This is a genomic window from Streptomyces sp. NPDC045968 (genome assembly GCF_056430475.1).
The window spans coordinates 1-18,988 of record NZ_JBWKLF010000011.1; the positions used below are offsets into that span (position 1 = coordinate 1).

The following is an 18,988-nucleotide window of genomic DNA, read 5'->3' on the forward strand; positions in this document are numbered from 1 at the left end:
GCGTTTCCGACTCTATCAGACTCTTTCGTGTCCGATTCCCGGTCGAAGCGGGTTTCGCTTTCCAGTTCTTCGCTTTCGCGTTTCCCTTTCCGGCGGTTCCAACCTTACCAGACTCATTCCGTTCCGTTTCCGGTCCGAATTTGTTTCCGGCGGCCTGTTGGAGGGCCTTTTGCCTTTCGGCGGAACCGACTTTATCAGAGATTCTGAGTCGGAATTCCCCGCCCCGTTCGAGTGCTCCCTGCGCACGAGTGCGCGCGGTGCTTCCCGTTCAGGCGGAGACGTAAACGTACTGGAGCGGGGCGCCCCGATGCAAATCGAGGTGCCCCGCTCCGTGTTGGTGCTGGTCGGGGTCAGACCTCGACCACGACCGGGAGGATCATCGGGCGCCGACGGTAGGTGTCGGAGACCCACTTGCCCACCGTGCGGCGGACCAGCTGCTGGAGCTGGTGCGGCTCCATCACGCCGTCCTGAGCGGACTTGTTGATTGCGTCCTGGACCTTCGGGACGACGGCGCTGAACGCCGAGTCGTCGATGCCGGAGCCTCGGGCCTGGATGTGGGGGCCGCCCACGATCTTGCCGGAGGAACTGTCGACGACGATGAAGACCGAGATGATGCCCTCGTCGCCGAGGATGCGGCGGTCCTTGAGGGAGGTCTCCGTGACATCGCCGACCGAGAGGCCGTCGACGTACACGTATCCCGCCTGGACCTTGCCGACGATCTTGGCCTTGCCGTCGACGAGGTCGACGACGACGCCGTCCTCGGCGATGACGATGTGGTCCTTGGGCACGCCGGTGAGGGCACCCAGTTCGGCGTTGGCCCTGAGGTGGCGCCATTCGCCGTGGACCGGCATCAGGTTCTTCGGCTTGCAGATGTTGTAGAAGTACAGCAGCTCGCCGGCCGAGGCGTGACCCGAGACGTGGACCTTGGCGTTGCCCTTGTGGACGACGTTGGCGCCCCAGCGGGTCAGGCCGTTGATCACGCGGTAGACCGCGTTCTCGTTACCCGGGATGAGCGACGACGCCAGGATGACCGTGTCGCCCGGGACGATGCGGATCTGGTGGTCACGGTTGGCCATGCGGGACAGGGCCGCCATCGGCTCGCCCTGGGAACCCGTGCAGACCAGCACGACCTCGTCGTCCGGCAGGTCGTCGAGGGTCTTCACGTCCACGACGAGGCCCGCGGGGACCTTGAGATAGCCGAGGTCACGGGCGATGCCCATGTTGCGGACCATCGAGCGGCCGACGAAGGCGACCCTGCGGCCGTACTCGTGGGCCGCGTCCAGGATCTGCTGAATGCGGTGCACGTGGCTGGCGAAGCTCGCCACGATGATCCGCTTCTGGGCGTTCGCGAAGACCGTGCGCAGGACGTTGGAGATGTCCCGCTCGGGCGGCACGAAGCCGGGGACCTCCGCGTTCGTCGAGTCCGAGAGGAGAAGGTCGATGCCTTCCTCGCTCAGCCTCGCGAAAGCGTGCAGGTCGGTGAGGCGGCCGTCCAGCGGGAGCTGGTCCATCTTGAAGTCGCCGGTGGCGACGACCAGGCCGGCGGGGGTGCGGATGGCGACCGCGAGGGCGTCCGGGATGGAGTGGTTGACCGCGATGAACTCGCAGTCGAACACGCCGATGCGCTCGCGCTGGCCCTCGGTGACCTCAAGGGTGTACGGACGGATCCGGTGCTCCTGGAGCTTCGCCTCGATCAGCGCGAGGGTCAGCTTGGAGCCGATGAGCGGGATGTCCGGCTTCAGGCGCAGCAGATACGGGACACCACCGATGTGGTCCTCGTGTCCGTGCGTGAGGACGATGCCCTCGATGTCGTCCAGACGGTCCCGGAGGATGGTGAAGTCCGGCAGGATCAGGTCGATGCCCGGCTGCTCCTCCTCGGGGAAGAGGACGCCGCAGTCGACGATGAGCAGGCGTCCGCCGTACTCGAAGACCGTCATATTGCGGCCGATCTCCCCCAGGCCGCCGAGCGGGGTTACGCGCAGACCGCCCTTCGGGAGCTTCGGCGGGGTACCGAGTTCAGGATGCGGATGACTCAAAAGACTCTCCTTACCACGCACGCCACGTACCGCTGAGGGCACGTGGCGCGCATGTCATTCGTGCACTTGCTGTTGTCTGGGATGGTGCTCTCGCGAGCGTTGCTCGCTTATTCAGTTGTGAAGTCCGTGGTTACAGCTGTACCCCGCCGGCAGCCAGATCGATCTTGAGCTGCGCCGTCTCCTGGTTGGTGAGTTCCACCAGCGGCAGACGCAGCGGACCGGCCGGCAGGCCCCGCAGGGTGAGCGCGGCCTTGGTGGTGATCACGCCCTGGGTACGGAACATCCCGGTGAAGACCGGAAGCAGCTTCTGGTGGATCTCCGTGGCCTTCTGGACGTCGCCGCCGAGGTGGGCCTCGATGAGCGCCCGCAGGTCGGGGGTGACGACGTGGCCGACGACCGAGACGAAACCGATGGCGCCGACCGAGAGCAGCGGGAGGTTCAGCATGTCGTCGCCGGAGTACCAGGCGAGGCCGGACTGGGCGATGGCCCAGCTGGCGCGGCCCAGGTCTCCCTTGGCGTCCTTGTTGGCGACGATCCGGGGGTGCTCCGCGAGCCGTACGAGCGTCTCTGTGTCGATCGGCACACCGCTGCGGCCCGGAATGTCGTACAGCATCACGGGGAGCCCGGTGGCGTCCGCGATGGCGGTGAAGTGGCGCAGGAGGCCTTCCTGCGGCGGCTTGTTGTAGTACGGCGTGACGGCGAGGAGGCCGTGGGCACCGGCGCGTTCCGCGGTGCGGGCGAGCTCGATGCTGTGGCGGGTGTCGTTGGTGCCGATGCCGGCGACGACGTGTGCCCGGTCTCCTACCGCTTCGAGTACAGCCCGTACGAGCTGGTCTTTCTCCGCGTCGCTGGTGGTCGGGGACTCACCGGTGGTGCCGTTGATGACCAGGCCGTCGTTGCCTGCGTCCACCAGATGGGCGGCGAGCCGCTGGGCGCCGTCGAGGTCGAGTGCGCCGTCCGCCGTGAACGGCGTGACCATAGCGGTGAGGACCCGCCCGAAGGGGGTCTGCGGAGTGGAGATCGGAGCCATGGGTAACACGCTACTCGTTGCTCGGAGCGCCGTGTCCCCTCGGGGGGACGAGGAAGAGGAGCCCGGCACTGCCTGCTCGGGGGTTCAAGCAGTGCCGGGTCCGTTTGATCAGCCTAGATGAACTTCTCGAAACGCCGCAATACGGACACCGCTTACGGGGCGACCCGTCCGTTTTTGTTGAAGGCCGCATGAGTGAGCGGCATGAGCTGCGCCCACTGGGCTTCCATCTGCTCGCCGACCATCTCGATCTCGCGCTGCGGGAAGGACGGCACCTTGGCCAGTTCGTGCTGGGTGCGCAGGCCGAGGAAGTGCATCAGCGAGCGGGCGTTGCAGGTGGCGTACATCGTGGAGAACAAGCCGACGGGGAGCACCGCGCGGGCGACCTCACGGGCGATCCCGGCGGCGAGCATCTCCTGATAGGCGTCGTACGCCTGGCGGTACGAGGCCTCCATGGAGCGGCTCGTGAGCTCGTGCTGCTCCGGCGTTCCCTCGACGAACTCGTACTTGCCGGGGCGGCCCTGCTGGATGAGCTTGCGGGACTCCCCCGGGACGTAGAAGACCGGCTCCAGCTCCCTGTAGCGGCCCGATTCCTCGTTGTACGACCAGCCCACGCGGTGCCGCATGAACTCGCGGAACACGAAGATCGGGGCGCTGATGAAGAAGGTCATCGAGTTGTGCTCGAACGGGCTGCCGTGCCGGTCCCGCATCAGATAGTTGATGAGTCCCTTGGAGCGCTCGGGGTCCTTGGTGACCTCTTCCAGGGACTGTTCCCCGGCCGTGGACACACGCGCTGCGAACAGCACGTCGGAGTCGCTGGCCGCTGATTTCACCAGGTCAACGGTGACATCGCTGCGGAAGTGGGCCTTCGTGGGCTCGGGGGTGTCGGTCACCGGCGGGGGTCCTTCCAATGGCGTCGCTCGGGCGGCGTCCACTCTACGGGCCCCGACGAGGGCCTCCGTACGCAGGAATTCTTCGAATGATTCGGCGATTCGGGGCACCGATCGGGCTCGCCGTACGTCTGACTCATTAGCAGCACCCGCCCCATAGTTCAAGGAGAGCTTCCTCATGTTCCGCCGGCGTGAATCCGTCCCGTTCTCGTTCGTTGCCGAGGCCGACCGATTCCGCAGCAATGTCACTCCGCCGCCGCGCGAGCGGGCCAGCGTCTCGCAGCTCGTCGGCCGTTCCCTCGTCGGGCTGGTCGTGGTCACCGGTCTGGCCGGATCGCTTCTGTTCGGCCTTCCCGCCCTCGACACCGGCCAGAGTCCCTCGCACAGCCAGAAATCCGAGGCGGCCCGGGGCCGCTGACTCGTACGGACCCCCTGGGGTGGTCGGGTCGGTGGCCTCCTCGGTAGCCTCACCGGGCACAGCAATCGAGCGTGCTTGTGAGTGAGGATCAGTCGTGCCCCTGCCCTTTCTGACGGCCGACCGCGCATTTGACGCGGGCGCAGAGGACATCGCGCTGCCGTTCGACGACCACGACAGCTGGCGGCGGCCGTACCGCCCGGGTCCGTGGCGGGTCGCAGCAGCGGCCACCCTGCTGCTGCTTGCCTCGTTCGTCCTGCTCGCGGGAGTGATCACCGCCGCGGCCGGAGGGCTTTCCGGGGCCACCGTGTGTCTCGTACTCGCCGGCGTGGTGATCGCCGGTGCCTTGCGGCTGCTCCGTGTCGGTGCGTGGGTCAGCCGGCACGGAGTGCGCCGGGTGGGGTTCTTCCGCACGACGACGGTGCGGTGGGGGCAGACGGCCGCCGTGCGTACGGTTCAGCAGCCCGTGAAGTGGCTCGGGCTGCCGCGGACCGTGCAGGGCCAGGCGCTGATCGTGGTGCGTCAGGGTGGTGAGTCGTTGCCGCCGCTGGTGACGGACCACAACGCGGATTTCCTGGCACGGGCTGAGGCGTTCGAGCGGGCCACGGACGCGATCGAGGCCTGGGGCGACGAGTACCAGCGAGGCTAGAGCGGGCCCGTCCGGCTGAGGCTCGTCCTCGATCGCCGGACGGGCTCGTTATGCCGGGGTGGGCTTGACCGTGCCGGTGGCCCTGTGCAGGGCGATCGCCCGTTGCATGGCCTTGCGGGCTCGTGGGGTGTCTCTGGCGTCCTGGTAGGCGACTGCCAGGCGGAACCAGCAGCGCCAGTCGTCGGGGGTGTCTTCCGTTTCCTCGCGGCGACGGGCGAACACCGCGTCCGCCGAGTCCCGGTCGATGCGGCCGGACGGGGTGCGGAGCAGTTCGTCGACCGGGAGGCCGCCCTCGGCCTCCAGCTCGGCGGCCAGTGCGTTGGCCCTGCGGACGAACTGCGTGTTCTTCCAGAGGAACCAGATACCGATCACCGGCAGGATCAGGACCGCTACGCCGAAGGTGATCGTGAGCAGTGTGCCGTGGCGTATGAGCAGGAGGCCACGGCTGCCGACCAGGGCGAAGTAGAAGACCAGGACGGCAGCGGTGACGACGTAAGTGATCTTTGCGCGCATGGGTGTCGGCTCAGTCAGTTCAGGTCGAGGAAGTGTTCCAGGCCGAACGTGAGGCCGGGAGTGGTCACCACACGGCGCGTACCGAGCAGGATGCCCGGCATGAAGCTGCTGTGGTGCAGGGAGTCGTGGCGGATGGTGAGCGTCTCGCCCTCGCCACCGAGCAGGACCTCCTGGTGGGCCAGGAGGCCCCGGAGCCGGATGGCGTGGACGGGGACACCGGCGACGTTCGCGCCGCGGGCGCCGTCCAGGGCCGTCGTGGTGGCGTCCGGCTGAGCCGCCATGCCGGCGCGCTCGCGGGCCGCCCCGATGAGCTGGGCGGTGCGGGTGGCCGTCCCCGAGGGCGCGTCGACCTTGTGCGGATGGTGCAACTCGATGACCTCGACGGACTCGAAGTAGCGGGCCGCCTGCTCCGCGAACTTCATCGTGAGGACCGCGCCGATGGAGAAGTTCGGCGCGATGAGCACCCCGGTCTCCGGCGAGCCGTCGAGCCAGGTGGTGAGCTGCGCGAGCCGTTCGTCGGTCCAGCCGGTCGTACCGACGACGGCGTGGATGCCGTGCCGGATACAGAAGTCGAGGTTGCCCATCACCGATGCGGGGGTGGTGAGCTCGACGACCGCCTGGACGCCGGTGTCCGCGAGGGTCTCCAGCTTGTCGCCGCGGCCCAGTGCGGCCACCAGCTCCATGTCGTCGGCGGCCTCGACGGCTCGGACCGCCTCGGACCCGATGCGTCCCTTGGCGCCGAGAACGGCCACGCGCAGCTTGCTCATGTGCTCTGCTTCCTTACGAGGAGGGTTAGGAGACCGCTTCGTGCAGGCGGTCGGCCTGCTTGTCCTTGAGCGGACCGATGACGGAGAGCGAAGGACGCCGGCCCAGGACCTCGGCCGCCACCGCGCGGACGTCGTCGGGCGTGACCGCCGCGATCCGCGCCAGCATGTCGTCGACCGACATCTGCTCGCCCCAGCACAGCTCACTCTTGCCGATGCGGTTCATCAACGCGCCGGTGTCCTCCAGGCCGAGGACGGTGGAACCGGAGAGCTGACCGATGGCACGGCCGATCTCCTCGTCGTCGAGTCCGTCGGCCGCGACGCGGTCGAGCTCGTCGCGGCAGATCTTGAGGACGTCGTGGACCTGGCTGGGCCGGCAGCCCGCGTACACACCGAAGAGCCCGCAGTCGGCGAAGCCCGAGGTGTACGAGTACACGCTGTAGGCCAGGCCGCGCTTCTCCCGTACCTCCTGGAAGAGGCGGGAGGACATTCCGCCGCCCAGGGCGGTGTTCAGGACGCCCAGGGCCCAGCGGCGCTCGTCGGTGCGGGCGAGGCCCGGCATGCCGAGGACGACGTGTGCCTGCTCCGTCTTGCGGTTCAGGTGCTCCACGCGGCCCGCGGTGCGCAGCGTGCGGGAGCCCTCGCGCGGCGCCATCGGGACGGCGTCGGTGCGGGACAGGGCGCCGGCGCGCTCGAAGGCCCTGCGGACCTGGCGTACGACCGTGGCGTGGTCGACGTTGCCCGCGGCGGCGACGACGAGGCGCGTGGGGTCGTAGTGCTTCTTGTAGAAGCGGGCGATCTGGCCGCGGCTCAGTCCGTTGACCGTGTCGACGGTGCCGAGGACCGGGCGGCCGAGGGGGGTGTCGCCGAGCATGGTGTGCGCGAACAGGTCGTGCACGCAGTCGCCCGGGTCGTCCTCGGTCATCGCGATCTCTTCGAGGATGACGCCGCGCTCGGCGTCGACGTCCTCGGACGTGATCAGCGAGCCGGTCAGCATGTCGCAGACGACATCGATGGCCAGCGGCAGGTCCGTGTCGAGGACCCGCGCGTAGTAGCAGGTGTACTCCTTCGCCGTGAAGGCGTTCATCTCGCCGCCGACCGCGTCGATCGCGGACGAGATGTCGAGGGCGCTGCGCTTGGCGGTGCCCTTGAAGAGGAGGTGTTCGAGGTAGTGGGTCGCGCCGTTCAGCGCGGGCGTCTCGTCGCGTGATCCGACGTTCGCCCAGATACCGAAGGTGGCGGAGCGTACGGAGGGCAGGGTCTCGGTGACGATCCGGAGACCGCCGGGGAGGACCGTACGGCGTACTGTGCCGATGCCGTTGGCGCCCTTGAGAAGCGTTTGGGTACGGGCGACGGCCCGCGCCTCCGAGGAGGTGCGGGCCGTCGTCACGGAACTACGGGACGTCACTTGTCGGTGTCGTCCTTCTCGTCGGCCTCTTCGCCCTCGATCACGGGGATGAGGGAGAGCTTGCCGCGGGAGTCGATCTCCGCGATCTCGACCTGGACCTTGGAGCCGACCGCGAGCACGTCCTCGACGTTCTCCACGCGCTTGCCACCGGCGAGCTTGCGGATCTGCGAGATGTGCAGCAGGCCGTCCTTGCCGGGCATGAGGGAGACGAAGGCACCGAAGGTGGTGGTCTTGACGACCGTACCCAGGTAACGCTCGCCGACCTCCGGCATGGTCGGGTTGGCGATCGCGTTGATCGTGGCGCGCGCGGCCTCGGCCTGCGAGCCCTGCTGGGCACCGATGTAGATGGTGCCGTCGTCCTCGATCGTGATGTCGGCGCCGGTGTCCTCCTGGATCTGGTTGATCATCTTGCCCTTGGGGCCGATGACCTCACCGATCTTGTCCACCGGGATCTTGACCGTGATGATCCGCGGGGCGTTCGGGGACATCTCGTCCGGGACGTCGATGGCCTCGTTCATGACGTCCAGGATGTGCAGACGCGCGTCACGGGCCTGCTTCAGCGCGGCGGCCAGGACCGAGGCGGGGATGCCGTCGAGCTTGGTGTCGAGCTGGAGCGCGGTCACGAACTGCTTCGTACCGGCGACCTTGAAGTCCATGTCGCCGAAGGCGTCCTCCGCACCGAGGATGTCGGTGAGGGCGACGTAGTGCGTCTTGCCGTCGATCTCCTCGGAGATCAGACCCATGGCGATACCGGCGACGGCGGCCTTGAGGGGCACACCGGCGTTCAGCAGGGACATGGTGGAGGCGCAGACCGAGCCCATGGACGTCGAGCCGTTGGAGCCCAGCGCCTCGGAGACCTGGCGGATCGCGTACGGGAAGTCCTCGCGCGACGGCAGCACCGGCACGATGGCGCGCTCGGCGAGCGCACCGTGGCCGATCTCGCGGCGCTTGGGCGAGCCCACGCGGCCGGTCTCGCCGACGGAGTACGGCGGGAAGTTGTAGTTGTGCATGTAGCGCTTGCGGGTCACCGGGGAGAGGGTGTCCAGCTGCTGCTCCATCCGGAGCATGTTGAGGGTGGTGACGCCCAGGATCTGGGTCTCGCCACGCTCGAACAGCGCCGAGCCGTGCACGCGCGGGATGGCCTCGACCTCGGCGGCCAGCGTACGGATGTCCGTGACGCCGCGGCCGTCGATGCGGACCTTGTCCTTGATGACGCGCTCGCGGACCAGCTTCTTGGTCAGCGCGCGGTAGGCACCGGAGATCTCCTTCTCGCGGCCCTCGAAGGCCGGGAGGAGCTTCTCGCCGGCGATCTCCTTGATGCGGTCCAGCTCCGCCTCGCGCTCCTGCTTGCCGGCGATGGTGAGCGCCTTGGCGAGCTCGGTGCTGACGGCGGCGGTGAGCGCCTCCAGGACGTCGTCCTGGTAGTCGAGGAAGACCGGGAACTCGCCGGTGGGCTTGGCAGCCTTGGAGGCGAGGTCGGACTGGGCCTTGCAGAGCGCCTTGATGAAGGGCTTCGAGGCCTCGAGACCGGCGGCGACGACCTCTTCGGTCGGGGCCTCGGCACCGTCCTGGACGAGCTGGATGGTCTTCTCGGTGGCCTCGGCCTCGACCATCATGATCGCGACGTCGCCGTCCTCCAGGACGCGACCGGCGACCACCATGTCGAAGACCGCGTCCTCGAGCTCGGTGTGCGTCGGGAAGGCGACCCACTGGCCCTTGATCAGGGCGACGCGGGTGGCGCCGATGGGGCCGGAGAAAGGCAGGCCCGCCAGGATCGTGGAAGCGGAGGCGGCGTTGATCGCGACCACGTCGTACAGGTGGTCGGGGTTGAGCGCCATGATCGTCTCGACGATCTGGATCTCGTTGCGCAGGCCCTTCTTGAAGGAGGGGCGCAGCGGGCGGTCGATCAGGCGGCAGGTGAGGATCGCGTCCTCGGAGGGCCGGCCCTCACGGCGGAAGAAGGAGCCGGGGATCTTGCCGGCCGCGTACTGCCGCTCCTCGACGTCCACCGTGAGGGGGAAGAAGTCGAGCTGGTCCTTGGGCCTCTTGGAGGCGGTGGTGGCCGACAGCACCATGGTGTCGTCGTCCAGGTACGCGACGGCGGAGCCGGCGGCCTGCTTGGCCAGGCGGCCCGTCTCGAAGCGGATGGTGCGGGTGCCGAAGGTTCCGTTGTCGATAACGGCCTCGGCGTAGTGGGTCTCGTTCTCCACTAGTGATTTCTCCATACTCGTCGTCTTTCGTCCTTCCGCCCGTGTGGCGGGGGGACGGTACGGAGAAGCGCTCCTTGAATGCGGGCCGGTCTTCGATCGAAGCACCCGGGCGTTGTCCCGGGGGCCACTACCGAGGACCGGCGGAGGCTGGAGGGCGCTCCTCCTCGTTCTGGTGTCGCACGTCCAGGTTACTGAGCTTGAACCCGGTCCCGCACGTACAGCAAAGGGAGCGGCCCCCTAGAAGGGGGAACCGCTCCCTCTCACAGCGTCCTTACTTGGCGCCGCCGGCCGCACCACGGCGGATGCCGAGGCGGTCGACGAGGGCACGGAAGCGCTGGATGTCCTTCTTGGCGAGGTACTGCAGAAGACGGCGGCGCTGGCCGACCAGGATCAGCAGACCACGACGGGAGTGGTGGTCGTGCTTGTGCAGCTTGAGGTGCTCGGTCAGGTCCGAGATCCGGCGGGAAAGCATGGCGACCTGAACCTCGGGGGAACCGGTGTCGCCCTCCTTCTGCGCGAACTCGGTCATGATCTGCTTCTTGGTAACGGCGTCGAGCGGCACGCGGTACTCCTCTTGGTATTCGATGCGCTCACGAGTGCCCCTGGTCTCGTTCTCAGGGGAGCTTCTGTGACTCGGGAGCGAAGGTCCGATGAGCGCAGTCCCCAGAACGAACCGGGAACGCGTACACAAACGGCCACCAGTCAGAGTACCAGCCCTCGCGGGGCGGCCCGGACGGGGTGCCCGGGGTGCCCGTGCCGCCGCTTCGTCCTCGACCGGTCCGTGGTGCTAGCTCGTCATCGCGCGGGCCCTGCTGAAGATGTCCAGGACGGCCAGGCAGAGCGGGACGAGGGAGAGGAGCAGGGCGCTCTCGGTGAGGTCGAGGAGGCGGCCCCAGAAGGGGGAGAGCCCCTTGCGCGGAATGATCAGGCCGATCGCGGTGAGCAGGGCGGCGCCCGCCGCCACCGCCGCGGAGAGCCAGATCGTACGGATGTCGAGGGAGCCCCGGTCGCCGTACCGGGCGAGCTCGTACAGCAGGTCGGTCGGCGGGTTCAGGGAGAGGCCGAGGACCAGCAGGGCGATCGCGCCGATGCCCGCCACCAGGACGCACGCCACCTGTGAGGTGTAGCGGAAGAGGCGGGCGCGCAGCAGCATCGCGAGGCCGGAGGCGAGGGCGAGGATCTGGCCCCAGATGTTGTCGGAGAAGCCGAGCACGGCTGCCGAGCCGACGGCCACGGCCGCGCAGCCGCCGACCAGGCCGAGGAGCATCTCGTGGCCCCTGCGGGCCTGGGCCGCGATGCGCTCGGCGTCGACGGGCTCGCCGTCGGCCTTGGGTCCACTGTTCGCGTCGGTGAAGTTGTCGTCGTAGCCGGCCGGCGCGGTGCGCGGGGAGGCGTATCCGATGGGGAGCCGGGCGAAGCGGGCGGAGAGACCGGGGAGGAAGGCGACGAGGCCGAGGGCCACCGGGGCGCAGACGGCGGCGGTCTGTGTGGCGGATGCCTCGGTGAGGATCGCGACGAAGGTGGCGAGGGTCCCGACGGTGGCGAGGAAGGTGGCCGCGACGAACGGCGCGTCCCCGCTGGGTGTCAGCGCGACCAGGGCGACGGACGCGACGAGCACGGCGACGCAGCCGAGCAGGAACTGCAGGCGGCCGGGGCCCTGGCCGGCGTCCGGGCCGATGATGCCCGAGCCGGCGATGAGGACGAGCGGGAGTGCGCCGAGGCCGAGGGCGACGGCGGTGGCGCGGTCGGCGTAAACCCGGGCGCGTACGCCCGCGAAGGCGGTCAGCAGCAGGCCGGCCGCACCGGCGATGATGCCGGGCAGGCTGTGCATGTCGTGGCGCAGGGGGTCCGCGAACCAGAGCACGAAGCCCATGAGTACGAGGAGGAGGACGCCGCCGAGCAGACCGGCGCCGCGCAGCAGTTCGTCGCTCCACAGATGACGGTCGCGGGTGACGGCCGAGGCGACGGCGTCCGACACGTCGTCGAAGACGGCGGGCGGCAGCGACTGGGCGAAGGGGCGCAGGCTGAGGAGTTCGCCGTCGAGTACCTGCTGGGCCGCGAGCGTGCGGGCGCCGTCGAGGACGGTTCCGTCGCGGCGTACGAGGTGATAGCCGGTGGGTGTCCCGGCCGCCTGGGTCTGGCCCGTGAGGCGCAGGATCTCCGGGTAGACGTCGGCGACGGCGATGTCTTCCGGAAGGGCGACATCGATCCGGCTGTCGGGCGCCACGACAGTGACGCGGCAGAAACCCGTCGCTGCGGTCGTACTCACGTGTCTGGTCCCCCTGATTCGCGGTTGCGCACAGTGCGCGCGCCACCCTACCGGGAGGGGGCCAGGTGATCTGCAAGTAGGATCACCGTCGCGCGGAGGGAAGTCCGCGGACACGCAGCCACGGGGGCGTCGGTGCGGACCAGACCGGCCTTCCGCCCGTCCGTATTGAGGGATTGATGTTCCGGTGAGCCAGATCGTCGTGAAACGACCTCCGCGGTCTCTGCCGCCGGAAGTACCAGCGGACGAGTTGACGTTGGAGGCCCCTCCCGAACTGCCGCGCGGGCAGCAGGAGGGCATGCTGATGCAGATCCTGCCGGTGCTCGGCATGGGTTCGTCGGTGGTGTTCTTCTTCTCGCCGCAGGCGCCTCCGTTCATGCGGATCATGGGCGTCCTGATGCTCGTGTCGACCGTCGGAATGGTGGTCGCCCAGCTGGTCCGCCACCGTCGCGGTACGCAGGGGCAAATGGCGGATGTGCGGCGCGACTACCTCAAATACCTTGCGCAGACCCGGCGGACGGTCCGCAGGACCGCCCGGGCGCAGCGTGACGTACAGCTGTATCTGCACCCCGCGCCCGAGCAGTTGTGGTCGGTGGTCGCCGAGGGCAGCCGGGTCTGGGAACGGCGGGTGGGCGACAAGGACTTCGCCCATGTGCGGGTCGGGCTCGGCGCGCAGCAGCTGGCCACTCCGCTGATCGCTCCCGAGACCGCTCCGGTGGACGAGCTGGAGCCGATGTGCGCGGGCGCCATGCAGCAGTTCCTTGCGGTGCACGGGTCGTTGGACGGGCTGCCGATGGCCGTCTCGATGCGGGCCTTCTACCACGTGACGGTGTCCGGGCAGCCGGAGGCGGCGCAGTCCACCGCCCGGTCGCTGGTGGCGCAGCTGGTGACGCTGCACTCCCCCGAGGACCTGCTGGTCGCCGTGGTGGCCGCGCCGGGTGCCGTGGCGCGCTGGGACTGGACGAAGTGGCTGCCGCACGCGCAGGTGCCCGGGCAGGTCGACGGGGCCGGCACCAAGCGGCTGTTCGGTGACGATCTGGGCGAGCTGGAGCAGTTGCTGGCGAGCCGTCTTGAGGGCCGGCCGCGCTTCGGGCGGGAGAGCCAGCCGGTGCTGGACCAGCCGCACATCGTGGTGGTCCTGGACGGTGGGATGGTGCCGCCCGACTCGCTGTTCGCGGCGGCCGAGGGCCTTCAGGGCGTGACGATCGTCGAGGTGGTGCCGGGCGAGCTGGACGAGCCGCGCGGTGGTCTCTCCGTCGTGGTGCGTCCGGGTCTGCTGCGGCTGGAGTCCGGTGCCGGACTCGCGTACGAGGGGGTGCCGGACGGGATCTCGCTGCCGGCCGCCGAGGCGCTGGCCCGGCAGCTCGCGCCGCTCATGATGGGCGGGGGCGACGACGACGAACCCCTGCTCGCCAACCTGGACTTCACGGATCTGCTGAATCTCGGCGATGCGGCGTCGGTCGATGTGGCGCGGACCTGGCGGCCCCGGTCGGTCTCGGAGCGGCTCCGGGTGCCGATCGGTGTCGGCGAGGACGGCCAGCCGGTGATGCTGGACCTCAAGGAGGCCGCGCAGGAGGGCATGGGTCCGCACGGGCTGTGTGTCGGTGCCACGGGTTCCGGGAAGTCGGAGCTGCTGCGGACGCTGGTGCTGGGGCTCGCGGTCACGCACTCCTCGGAGACGCTCAACTTCGTGCTCGCGGACTTCAAGGGCGGTGCGACGTTCGCGGGGATGTCGCACATGCCGCACGTGGCCGCGGTCATCACCAACCTGGCGGACGACCTGACGCTGGTCGACCGCATGGGTGACGCGATCCGCGGTGAGCTGCAGCGGCGCCAGGAGCTGCTGCGGTCGGCCGGCAACTACGCCAACATCCACGACTACGAGAAGGCGCGGGCCGCGGGCGCCGCGCTCGAACCGCTGGCCTCGCTGGTCCTCGTCATCGACGAGTTCTCCGAACTCCTCACGGCCAAGCCGGACTTCATCGACATGTTCATCCAGATCGGCCGCATCGGCCGCTCCCTGGGTGTGCATCTGCTGCTGGCCTCGCAGCGGCTGGAGGAGGGCAAGCTGCGCGGTCTGGACACCTATCTCTCGTACCGGATCGGTCTGCGGACCTTCTCGGCGGCGGAGTCGCGCACGGCGCTGGGTGTGCCGGACGCCTACCACCTGCCCTCGGTGCCCGGGTCCGGCTATCTGAAGTTCGGTACGGACGAGATGACCCGCTTCAAGGCGGCGTACGTGTCGGGGACGTACCGCACGGGTGGTCCCGACCTTTCGGTGGGGCAGCTGCCGGTCGAGCGGCGGCCCGCGGTGTTCAGTGCCGCTCCGGTGCCGGTGGTGTACGCGGCTCCGGACCCGGCGCAGCTGGCCGCGGCGGCCCGGTCGGAGGCGGACGAGGACGCGCTCGCCGACACGGTGCTCGACGTGATCGTGCGGCGCCTGGAGGGCCAGGGGGTGCCGGCGCACCAGGTGTGGCTGCCGCCGCTGGACCGGGCGCCGACGCTGGACCAGTTGCTGCCGGGGCTCGCGCCGACCGCGGACCGCGGGTTCACGGCGACGGAGTACACCCGGCCCGGCGGGCTGACCGTCCCGATCGGCCTGATCGACAAGCCCTTCGAGCAGCGGCGTGAGGTCCTGTACCGGGACTTCTCGGGCGCGGCGGGCCACATGATGGTCGTCGGCGGTCCGCAGTCCGGCAAGTCCACGATGATGCGGGCGCTGATCTCGTCGTTCGCGCTCACGCACACCCCGCACGAGGTGCAGTTCTACGGGCTGGACTTCGGTGGTGGCGGTCTCGTCTCGCTGGCGGAGCTGCCGCACGTCGGCGGGATGGCCTCGCGGCTCGACCCCGAGCGGGTGCGCCGTACGGTCGCCGAGGTCGCCGGGGTGCTCAACCGGCGCGAGGAGTTCTTCCGGGCGCACTCCATCGACTCCATCGCCACCTACCGGCGCAAGCGTGCCCTGGGCGAGCTGCCCGGTGAGGCGTGGGGCGATGTGTTCCTGGTCATCGACGGCTGGGGCGGCTTCCGCGCGGAGTACGAGATGCTGGAGCAGACCGTCACGGACATCGCCTCGCGCGGTCTCGGTTACGGCATCCACGTGGTTCTCACGGCAGCCCGTTACATGGAGGTCCGGGCGGCGCTGAAGGACCAGATCCTGGGCCGGCTCGAACTGCGGCTCGGTGATGTCATGGACTCGGAGTTCGACCGCAAGGTCGCGGTGAACGTGCCGCCGGGCGTACCGGGCCGTGGGCAGGTGCCGGAGAAGCTGCACTTCATGGGTGCTCTGCCGCGTATCGACTCCGTCAGCAGCGGAGCGGATCTCTCCGAGGGCACGGCCGCCTTCGTCGCCGCGGTGCGGGCGAACTGGTCGGGTCCCTCCGCGCCGGCCGTGCGGCTGCTGCCGCGCAAGCTGGCCGCGGACCAGCTGCCGAAGGGCTTCGAGTTCCCGGAGCGCGGCATCGCGATCGGCATCGACGAGACCGCGCTGGAGCCGGTGTTCGTCGACTTCGAGACGGACCCGTTCTTCCTGATCTTCGGTGAGAGCGAGTCCGGCAAGACGAATCTGCTCCGGCTGATCGCCAAGCAGATCGCGGAGCGCTACTCCCCCGACGAGGCGAAGCTCGTCGTCGGGGACTACCGGCGGGCCCTGCTCGGTGCGCTGCCGGAGTCCCACCTGCTGGAGTACGCGCCGATGGCGAGTTCCATGCAGATGCACATGGAGGCGCTGGCGGGGGTGTTCTCCCGGCGGCAGCCGCCGACGGACGTGACTCCGCAGCAGCTGCGGGACCGCAGTTGGTGGAGCGGTCCGCAGATCTTCATCATCGTCGACGACTACGACCTGGTGGCGACGAACGCGGGCAACCCGCTGGCTCCGCTGGCGGAGTATCTGCCGTTCGCCCGGGACACGGGGGTCCGGTTCATCATCGCGCGCAACTCGGCGGGGGCGTCGAGGTCGATGTACGAGGGGTTCATGCAGCGCATCAAGGAGCTGGGCGCACAGGGTGTCGTCCTGTCCGGTGATCCGTCCGAGGGCGATCTGATCGGTTCGGTACGCGGTCACGCGATGCCGCCGGGGCGTGGCTACTTCGCCTCGCGCAGGCGCGGGACTCCGCTGGTGCAGATCGGGCGGCTGCCCGAGCAGCGCTGATGCCGCGTCCGGCCCGAAAGTCAAGCCCGTCCGGCGATCGGGGACAAGACGGGGCCCGACCGGGATAATCGGGGTGCGGGCCACGTACATGTATCGCGGGAGAGGAAAGGCGTCCGATGGGCAGTCAGCAGGAGAAGGACGAGCTGTACGCACTCGACATCTCGGGGGTGGAGTGGCTGGGTGCTCCCGGCACCGAGGAGGCCGAGGAGCGCGTCGAGATCGCTCATCTGCCGGGCGGGGCCGTGGCGATGCGGTCCTCGCTGGACCCGGAGACCGTGCTGCGGTACACCGAGGCCGAGTGGACCGCCTTCGTACTGGGCGCGCGTGACGGCGAGTTCGACCTGAAGTAGGGCGGTTCCCGCCGAGGAACGACGAAGAGGGGCGTGCTCCGCCGAGCGCGCCCCTCTCGTATGTGTACGAACGGGTGGGTCAGTACGACTCGGTGAACAGGCGCGAGGCCTTGACGTCCGTGGAGCGGTAGCTGTCCTTGCCGGTCTCGATGATCTTCGCGACCTGCTCCAGCCGGTCCTTCATGTGGTCGGCCTTGCCCTTGTACTTGCCCTGGAGCGTGATGTACTCCGCGTGGGCGTCACCGTCCCAGGTGTCGGTGACGACCTTGAGGGCGGCGTCCATCTCCGCGAGGTCCTTGATGATGTTGCGCGACACCACACGGATGCGGTTCGCCATCTCCTGGACGCTCTCGTACCTGACCTTGGTGTTCGGGTCCCCAGCCATCAGTCTTCTCCTCTGTGCTCAGCGTGTACGTGGAAGGGTGCTGCGGCGCGCGCTCAGACGCCGTTCAGCCCGGACGTGTTGCCCGAGGACGCCGGCGCCTTCACGGCGTTGAAGGCCGCGCGGACCTCGTCGTCGTTGGCGTTGCTGAGGTTCTTGGTCTGGCTCACGGCGTTGAGGAGCACGTTGAGCAGCCGGCGGATCTCGTCGTGGTCCTCGTTGATCACGATCTGCGCGGACGAGAATCCCGAGGCGCCCACACCGGTCCAGCCCGCGCTCACCGTGGCGAGGATGTCTGCCAGCTCCCTGGCCTGCTTGGACACCGCCTCGGCGGTGTCGATGATCTTGTTCTTCGCCTGGACGATCGGATCGTCGGCAAGTCCGAAACCACCTGCGGGGTTGGTCATCCGGAGGTCCTATCTCTCAGTTCCCGGGCCTGCCCGCAGGTCGCGGTCAGGCTTCTTCCTGCCCCCGTGTGCTCCGGATGCGGAGTCGGGTGAGCGCGGGGTCCTCGGAGCGCGCGACGGCGTACCCAGCCGCCTGCGTCGGACTCGACCACTTCTCGTTCCCCCGTCACACACGTGAAGTCTGCTACCACCCTAGTCACTTCATCATCTCGTCCCAACTGGGGTTTCCCGCGAGAGAGGTACTTCACTGGGCAGAGGTCTCCCGCAAACCGCGCCGCCGCCGGACATCACGGACCACGGTCGCGGTCCCGGCCACGACGGAGACCAGAACGGCCGCCAGGGCCAGCGCGTAGGTGGCGTAGCGCTCGCTGCGTTCCTGCGACGTCTCGGACATCGCCAGATGTGCGGGCTCCGGGGCCTGTGCCCTGGGCGGCGGGGCGTCGGGGTGGGCGGCGTCCAGCGGTACGTCGTCCTTGTCGCCGGCCAGCGCGCGGACCGGGTCGACGACGCCCCAGCCGACGAAGTCGTCGTGGCCGGTGATGGACCGCTCGGCGGTCTGCTCGATGCGGGCGACGATCTGGGCGGCCGTCCAGGTGGGGTACTTGGCCTTGAGGAGGGCGGCGACCCCGGCGACGTACGGCGCGGAGAAGCTGGTGCCGTTGTCGGCGCACTGGCCGTTGCCGGGGACGGTGGAGACGATGTCCACGCCGGGGGCGGCCACTCCGACGAACGCTCCGGCCTGCGAGAACGCGGCGCGTTCGTTGTTGCGGTCGGAGGCGGCGACGGCGAGTACGCCGTCGAAGGCCGCCGGGAAGGTCGTCTTCCGTTTGCCGTCCATGCCGTCGTTGCCCGCGGAGGCGACGACGACGATGTCCTTGGCGAGCGCCCTGGCCACGGCTCTGCCGAGGTCGGAGGTCGCGGCGAGCGGCTTGGTGGTGTCCTGCGAGATGTTGATGACGTCGGCGCCCTTGGCGATCGCGTGGTCGATCGCGGTGGCCATCGTGGTGTCCTTGCCGCTGTTCTTCTCGTCGTTCTGCCGGATGGGGATGACCGTGGCCTCGGGGGCCAGTCCGACGAACCCGGTGCCCTTGCGGGGGCGGGCGGCGATGATGCCGGCGACCTTGGTGCCGTGACCGACCTCGTCGGCGGTGCCGTCGCCCTTGCCGTCGAGGAGATCACGGCCGGCCGAGGTGTCGACGGCCGTCTTCAGCTGCGGGTTGGCGTTGTCCACCCCGGTGTCGATGACCGCGACGCGGACGCCCTTGCCCTTGGAGTCCTGCCAGAGTTCGTCGAGCAGGACGCGCTGGAGCGACCAGGGCCGGCCCTCGAACTGCTTCTTCATCGGGAAGGTGCACTCACCGCTGCCGTTGATCCCGAGGCCGCCCGGTTCCTCGGCTCGCGTGTCCGCGTACGCGGCCTGCGGCGCCGCGAGCGCGGCCAGTGCGGCCGTGGCCGCCGTCAGCAGCGCGGTCTTCCGGTACAACATCTGTTCCTCTCCCCCGAGTCCGTGGTCCCACCGCG

16 protein-coding genes are annotated in these 18,988 nt (G+C 69.1%); 4 read left to right on the top strand and 12 right to left on the bottom strand.

What is annotated here, in order from left to right:
* Positions 1 to 350: 350 nt before the first annotated feature.
* From AC07FA_RS28355 to thyX, 3 genes are all read right to left on the bottom strand, one after another.
* On the bottom strand, positions 351 to 2,036 hold the full coding sequence (locus tag AC07FA_RS28355; protein ID WP_479079156.1) for a ribonuclease J: 1,686 nt from the start codon (positions 2,034 to 2,036) through the stop codon (positions 351 to 353).
* A gap of 130 nt (positions 2,037 to 2,166) precedes the next feature.
* Positions 2,167 to 3,066, bottom strand: a complete 900-nt coding sequence (dapA, locus tag AC07FA_RS28360; RefSeq protein WP_479079157.1) for a 4-hydroxy-tetrahydrodipicolinate synthase — start codon at positions 3,064 to 3,066, stop codon at positions 2,167 to 2,169.
* Positions 3,067 to 3,218: 152 nt separating this feature from the next.
* Positions 3,219 to 3,956 (bottom strand): FAD-dependent thymidylate synthase, encoded by a 738-nt coding sequence (gene thyX, locus AC07FA_RS28365; protein WP_479079158.1) that lies wholly within the window; start codon positions 3,954 to 3,956, stop codon positions 3,219 to 3,221.
* A 175-nt stretch (positions 3,957 to 4,131) separates the two neighbouring features.
* Between thyX and AC07FA_RS28370 the strand changes: the two genes are divergently transcribed.
* Both AC07FA_RS28370 and AC07FA_RS28375 read left to right on the top strand, forming a co-directional pair.
* Entirely contained in the window at positions 4,132 to 4,371 is a 240-nt protein-coding gene (locus AC07FA_RS28370) for a hypothetical protein (RefSeq protein WP_479079159.1), read from the top strand.
* A 94-nt stretch (positions 4,372 to 4,465) separates the two neighbouring features.
* Positions 4,466 to 5,017 (top strand): hypothetical protein, encoded by a 552-nt coding sequence (locus tag AC07FA_RS28375; protein ID WP_479079160.1) that lies wholly within the window; start codon positions 4,466 to 4,468, stop codon positions 5,015 to 5,017.
* A 48-nt stretch (positions 5,018 to 5,065) separates the two neighbouring features.
* Here the strand turns inward: AC07FA_RS28375 and AC07FA_RS28380 are convergent, their stop codons facing one another.
* The 6 genes from AC07FA_RS28380 to eccD form a co-directional block, all read right to left on the bottom strand.
* Entirely contained in the window at positions 5,066 to 5,530 is a 465-nt protein-coding gene (locus AC07FA_RS28380; RefSeq protein WP_479079161.1) for a hypothetical protein, read from the bottom strand.
* 14 nt (positions 5,531 to 5,544) lie between these two features.
* Positions 5,545 to 6,297, bottom strand: a complete 753-nt coding sequence (gene dapB, locus AC07FA_RS28385) for a 4-hydroxy-tetrahydrodipicolinate reductase (RefSeq protein ID WP_479079162.1) — start codon at positions 6,295 to 6,297, stop codon at positions 5,545 to 5,547.
* 25 nt (positions 6,298 to 6,322) lie between these two features.
* Positions 6,323 to 7,702, bottom strand: coding sequence for a M16 family metallopeptidase (locus tag AC07FA_RS28390; protein WP_479079163.1), 1,380 nt, complete (start codon positions 7,700 to 7,702; stop codon positions 6,323 to 6,325).
* A complete protein-coding gene (locus AC07FA_RS28395) occupies positions 7,699 to 9,912 on the bottom strand; it encodes a polyribonucleotide nucleotidyltransferase (RefSeq protein WP_479079164.1) in 2,214 nt (737 codons plus the stop codon). The genes AC07FA_RS28390 and AC07FA_RS28395 overlap by 4 nt, the downstream gene beginning before the upstream one ends.
* Before the next feature lie 271 nt (positions 9,913 to 10,183).
* Positions 10,184 to 10,474, bottom strand: a complete 291-nt coding sequence (gene rpsO / locus AC07FA_RS28400) for a 30S ribosomal protein S15 (RefSeq protein WP_185298166.1) — start codon at positions 10,472 to 10,474, stop codon at positions 10,184 to 10,186.
* Positions 10,475 to 10,699: 225 nt separating this feature from the next.
* Positions 10,700 to 12,181: a type VII secretion integral membrane protein EccD gene (gene eccD, locus AC07FA_RS28405; RefSeq protein WP_479079165.1), complete on the bottom strand. Its 1,482-nt coding sequence runs from the start codon at positions 12,179 to 12,181 to the stop codon at positions 10,700 to 10,702.
* A 184-nt stretch (positions 12,182 to 12,365) separates the two neighbouring features.
* Here eccD and eccCa point away from each other — a divergent pair, with 184 nt between their 5' ends.
* Together eccCa and AC07FA_RS28415 are read left to right on the top strand one after the other, a co-directional pair.
* The gene (eccCa, locus tag AC07FA_RS28410) at positions 12,366 to 16,328 is read left to right on the top strand and encodes a type VII secretion protein EccCa (protein WP_479079166.1); all 3,963 of its coding nucleotides are present in this window, start codon (positions 12,366 to 12,368) and stop codon (positions 16,326 to 16,328) included.
* Between the two features lie 116 nt (positions 16,329 to 16,444).
* Positions 16,445 to 16,678 carry a DUF397 domain-containing protein gene (locus AC07FA_RS28415; protein ID WP_383782638.1) on the top strand — a complete coding sequence of 78 codons (234 nt, stop codon included), beginning with the start codon at positions 16,445 to 16,447 and terminating at the stop codon, positions 16,676 to 16,678.
* A gap of 79 nt (positions 16,679 to 16,757) precedes the next feature.
* Here AC07FA_RS28415 and AC07FA_RS28420 read toward each other — a convergent pair whose 3' ends face one another.
* The 3 genes from AC07FA_RS28420 to mycP form a co-directional block, all read right to left on the bottom strand.
* Positions 16,758 to 17,063 (bottom strand): WXG100 family type VII secretion target, encoded by a 306-nt coding sequence (locus tag AC07FA_RS28420; protein ID WP_382739984.1) that lies wholly within the window; start codon positions 17,061 to 17,063, stop codon positions 16,758 to 16,760.
* Positions 17,064 to 17,116: 53 nt separating this feature from the next.
* Positions 17,117 to 17,467: a hypothetical protein gene (locus AC07FA_RS28425; protein ID WP_328906173.1), complete on the bottom strand. Its 351-nt coding sequence runs from the start codon at positions 17,465 to 17,467 to the stop codon at positions 17,117 to 17,119.
* A gap of 244 nt (positions 17,468 to 17,711) precedes the next feature.
* On the bottom strand, positions 17,712 to 18,953 hold the full coding sequence (mycP, locus tag AC07FA_RS28430) for a type VII secretion-associated serine protease mycosin (protein WP_479079167.1): 1,242 nt from the start codon (positions 18,951 to 18,953) through the stop codon (positions 17,712 to 17,714).
* Positions 18,954 to 18,988: the final 35 nt, after the last annotated feature.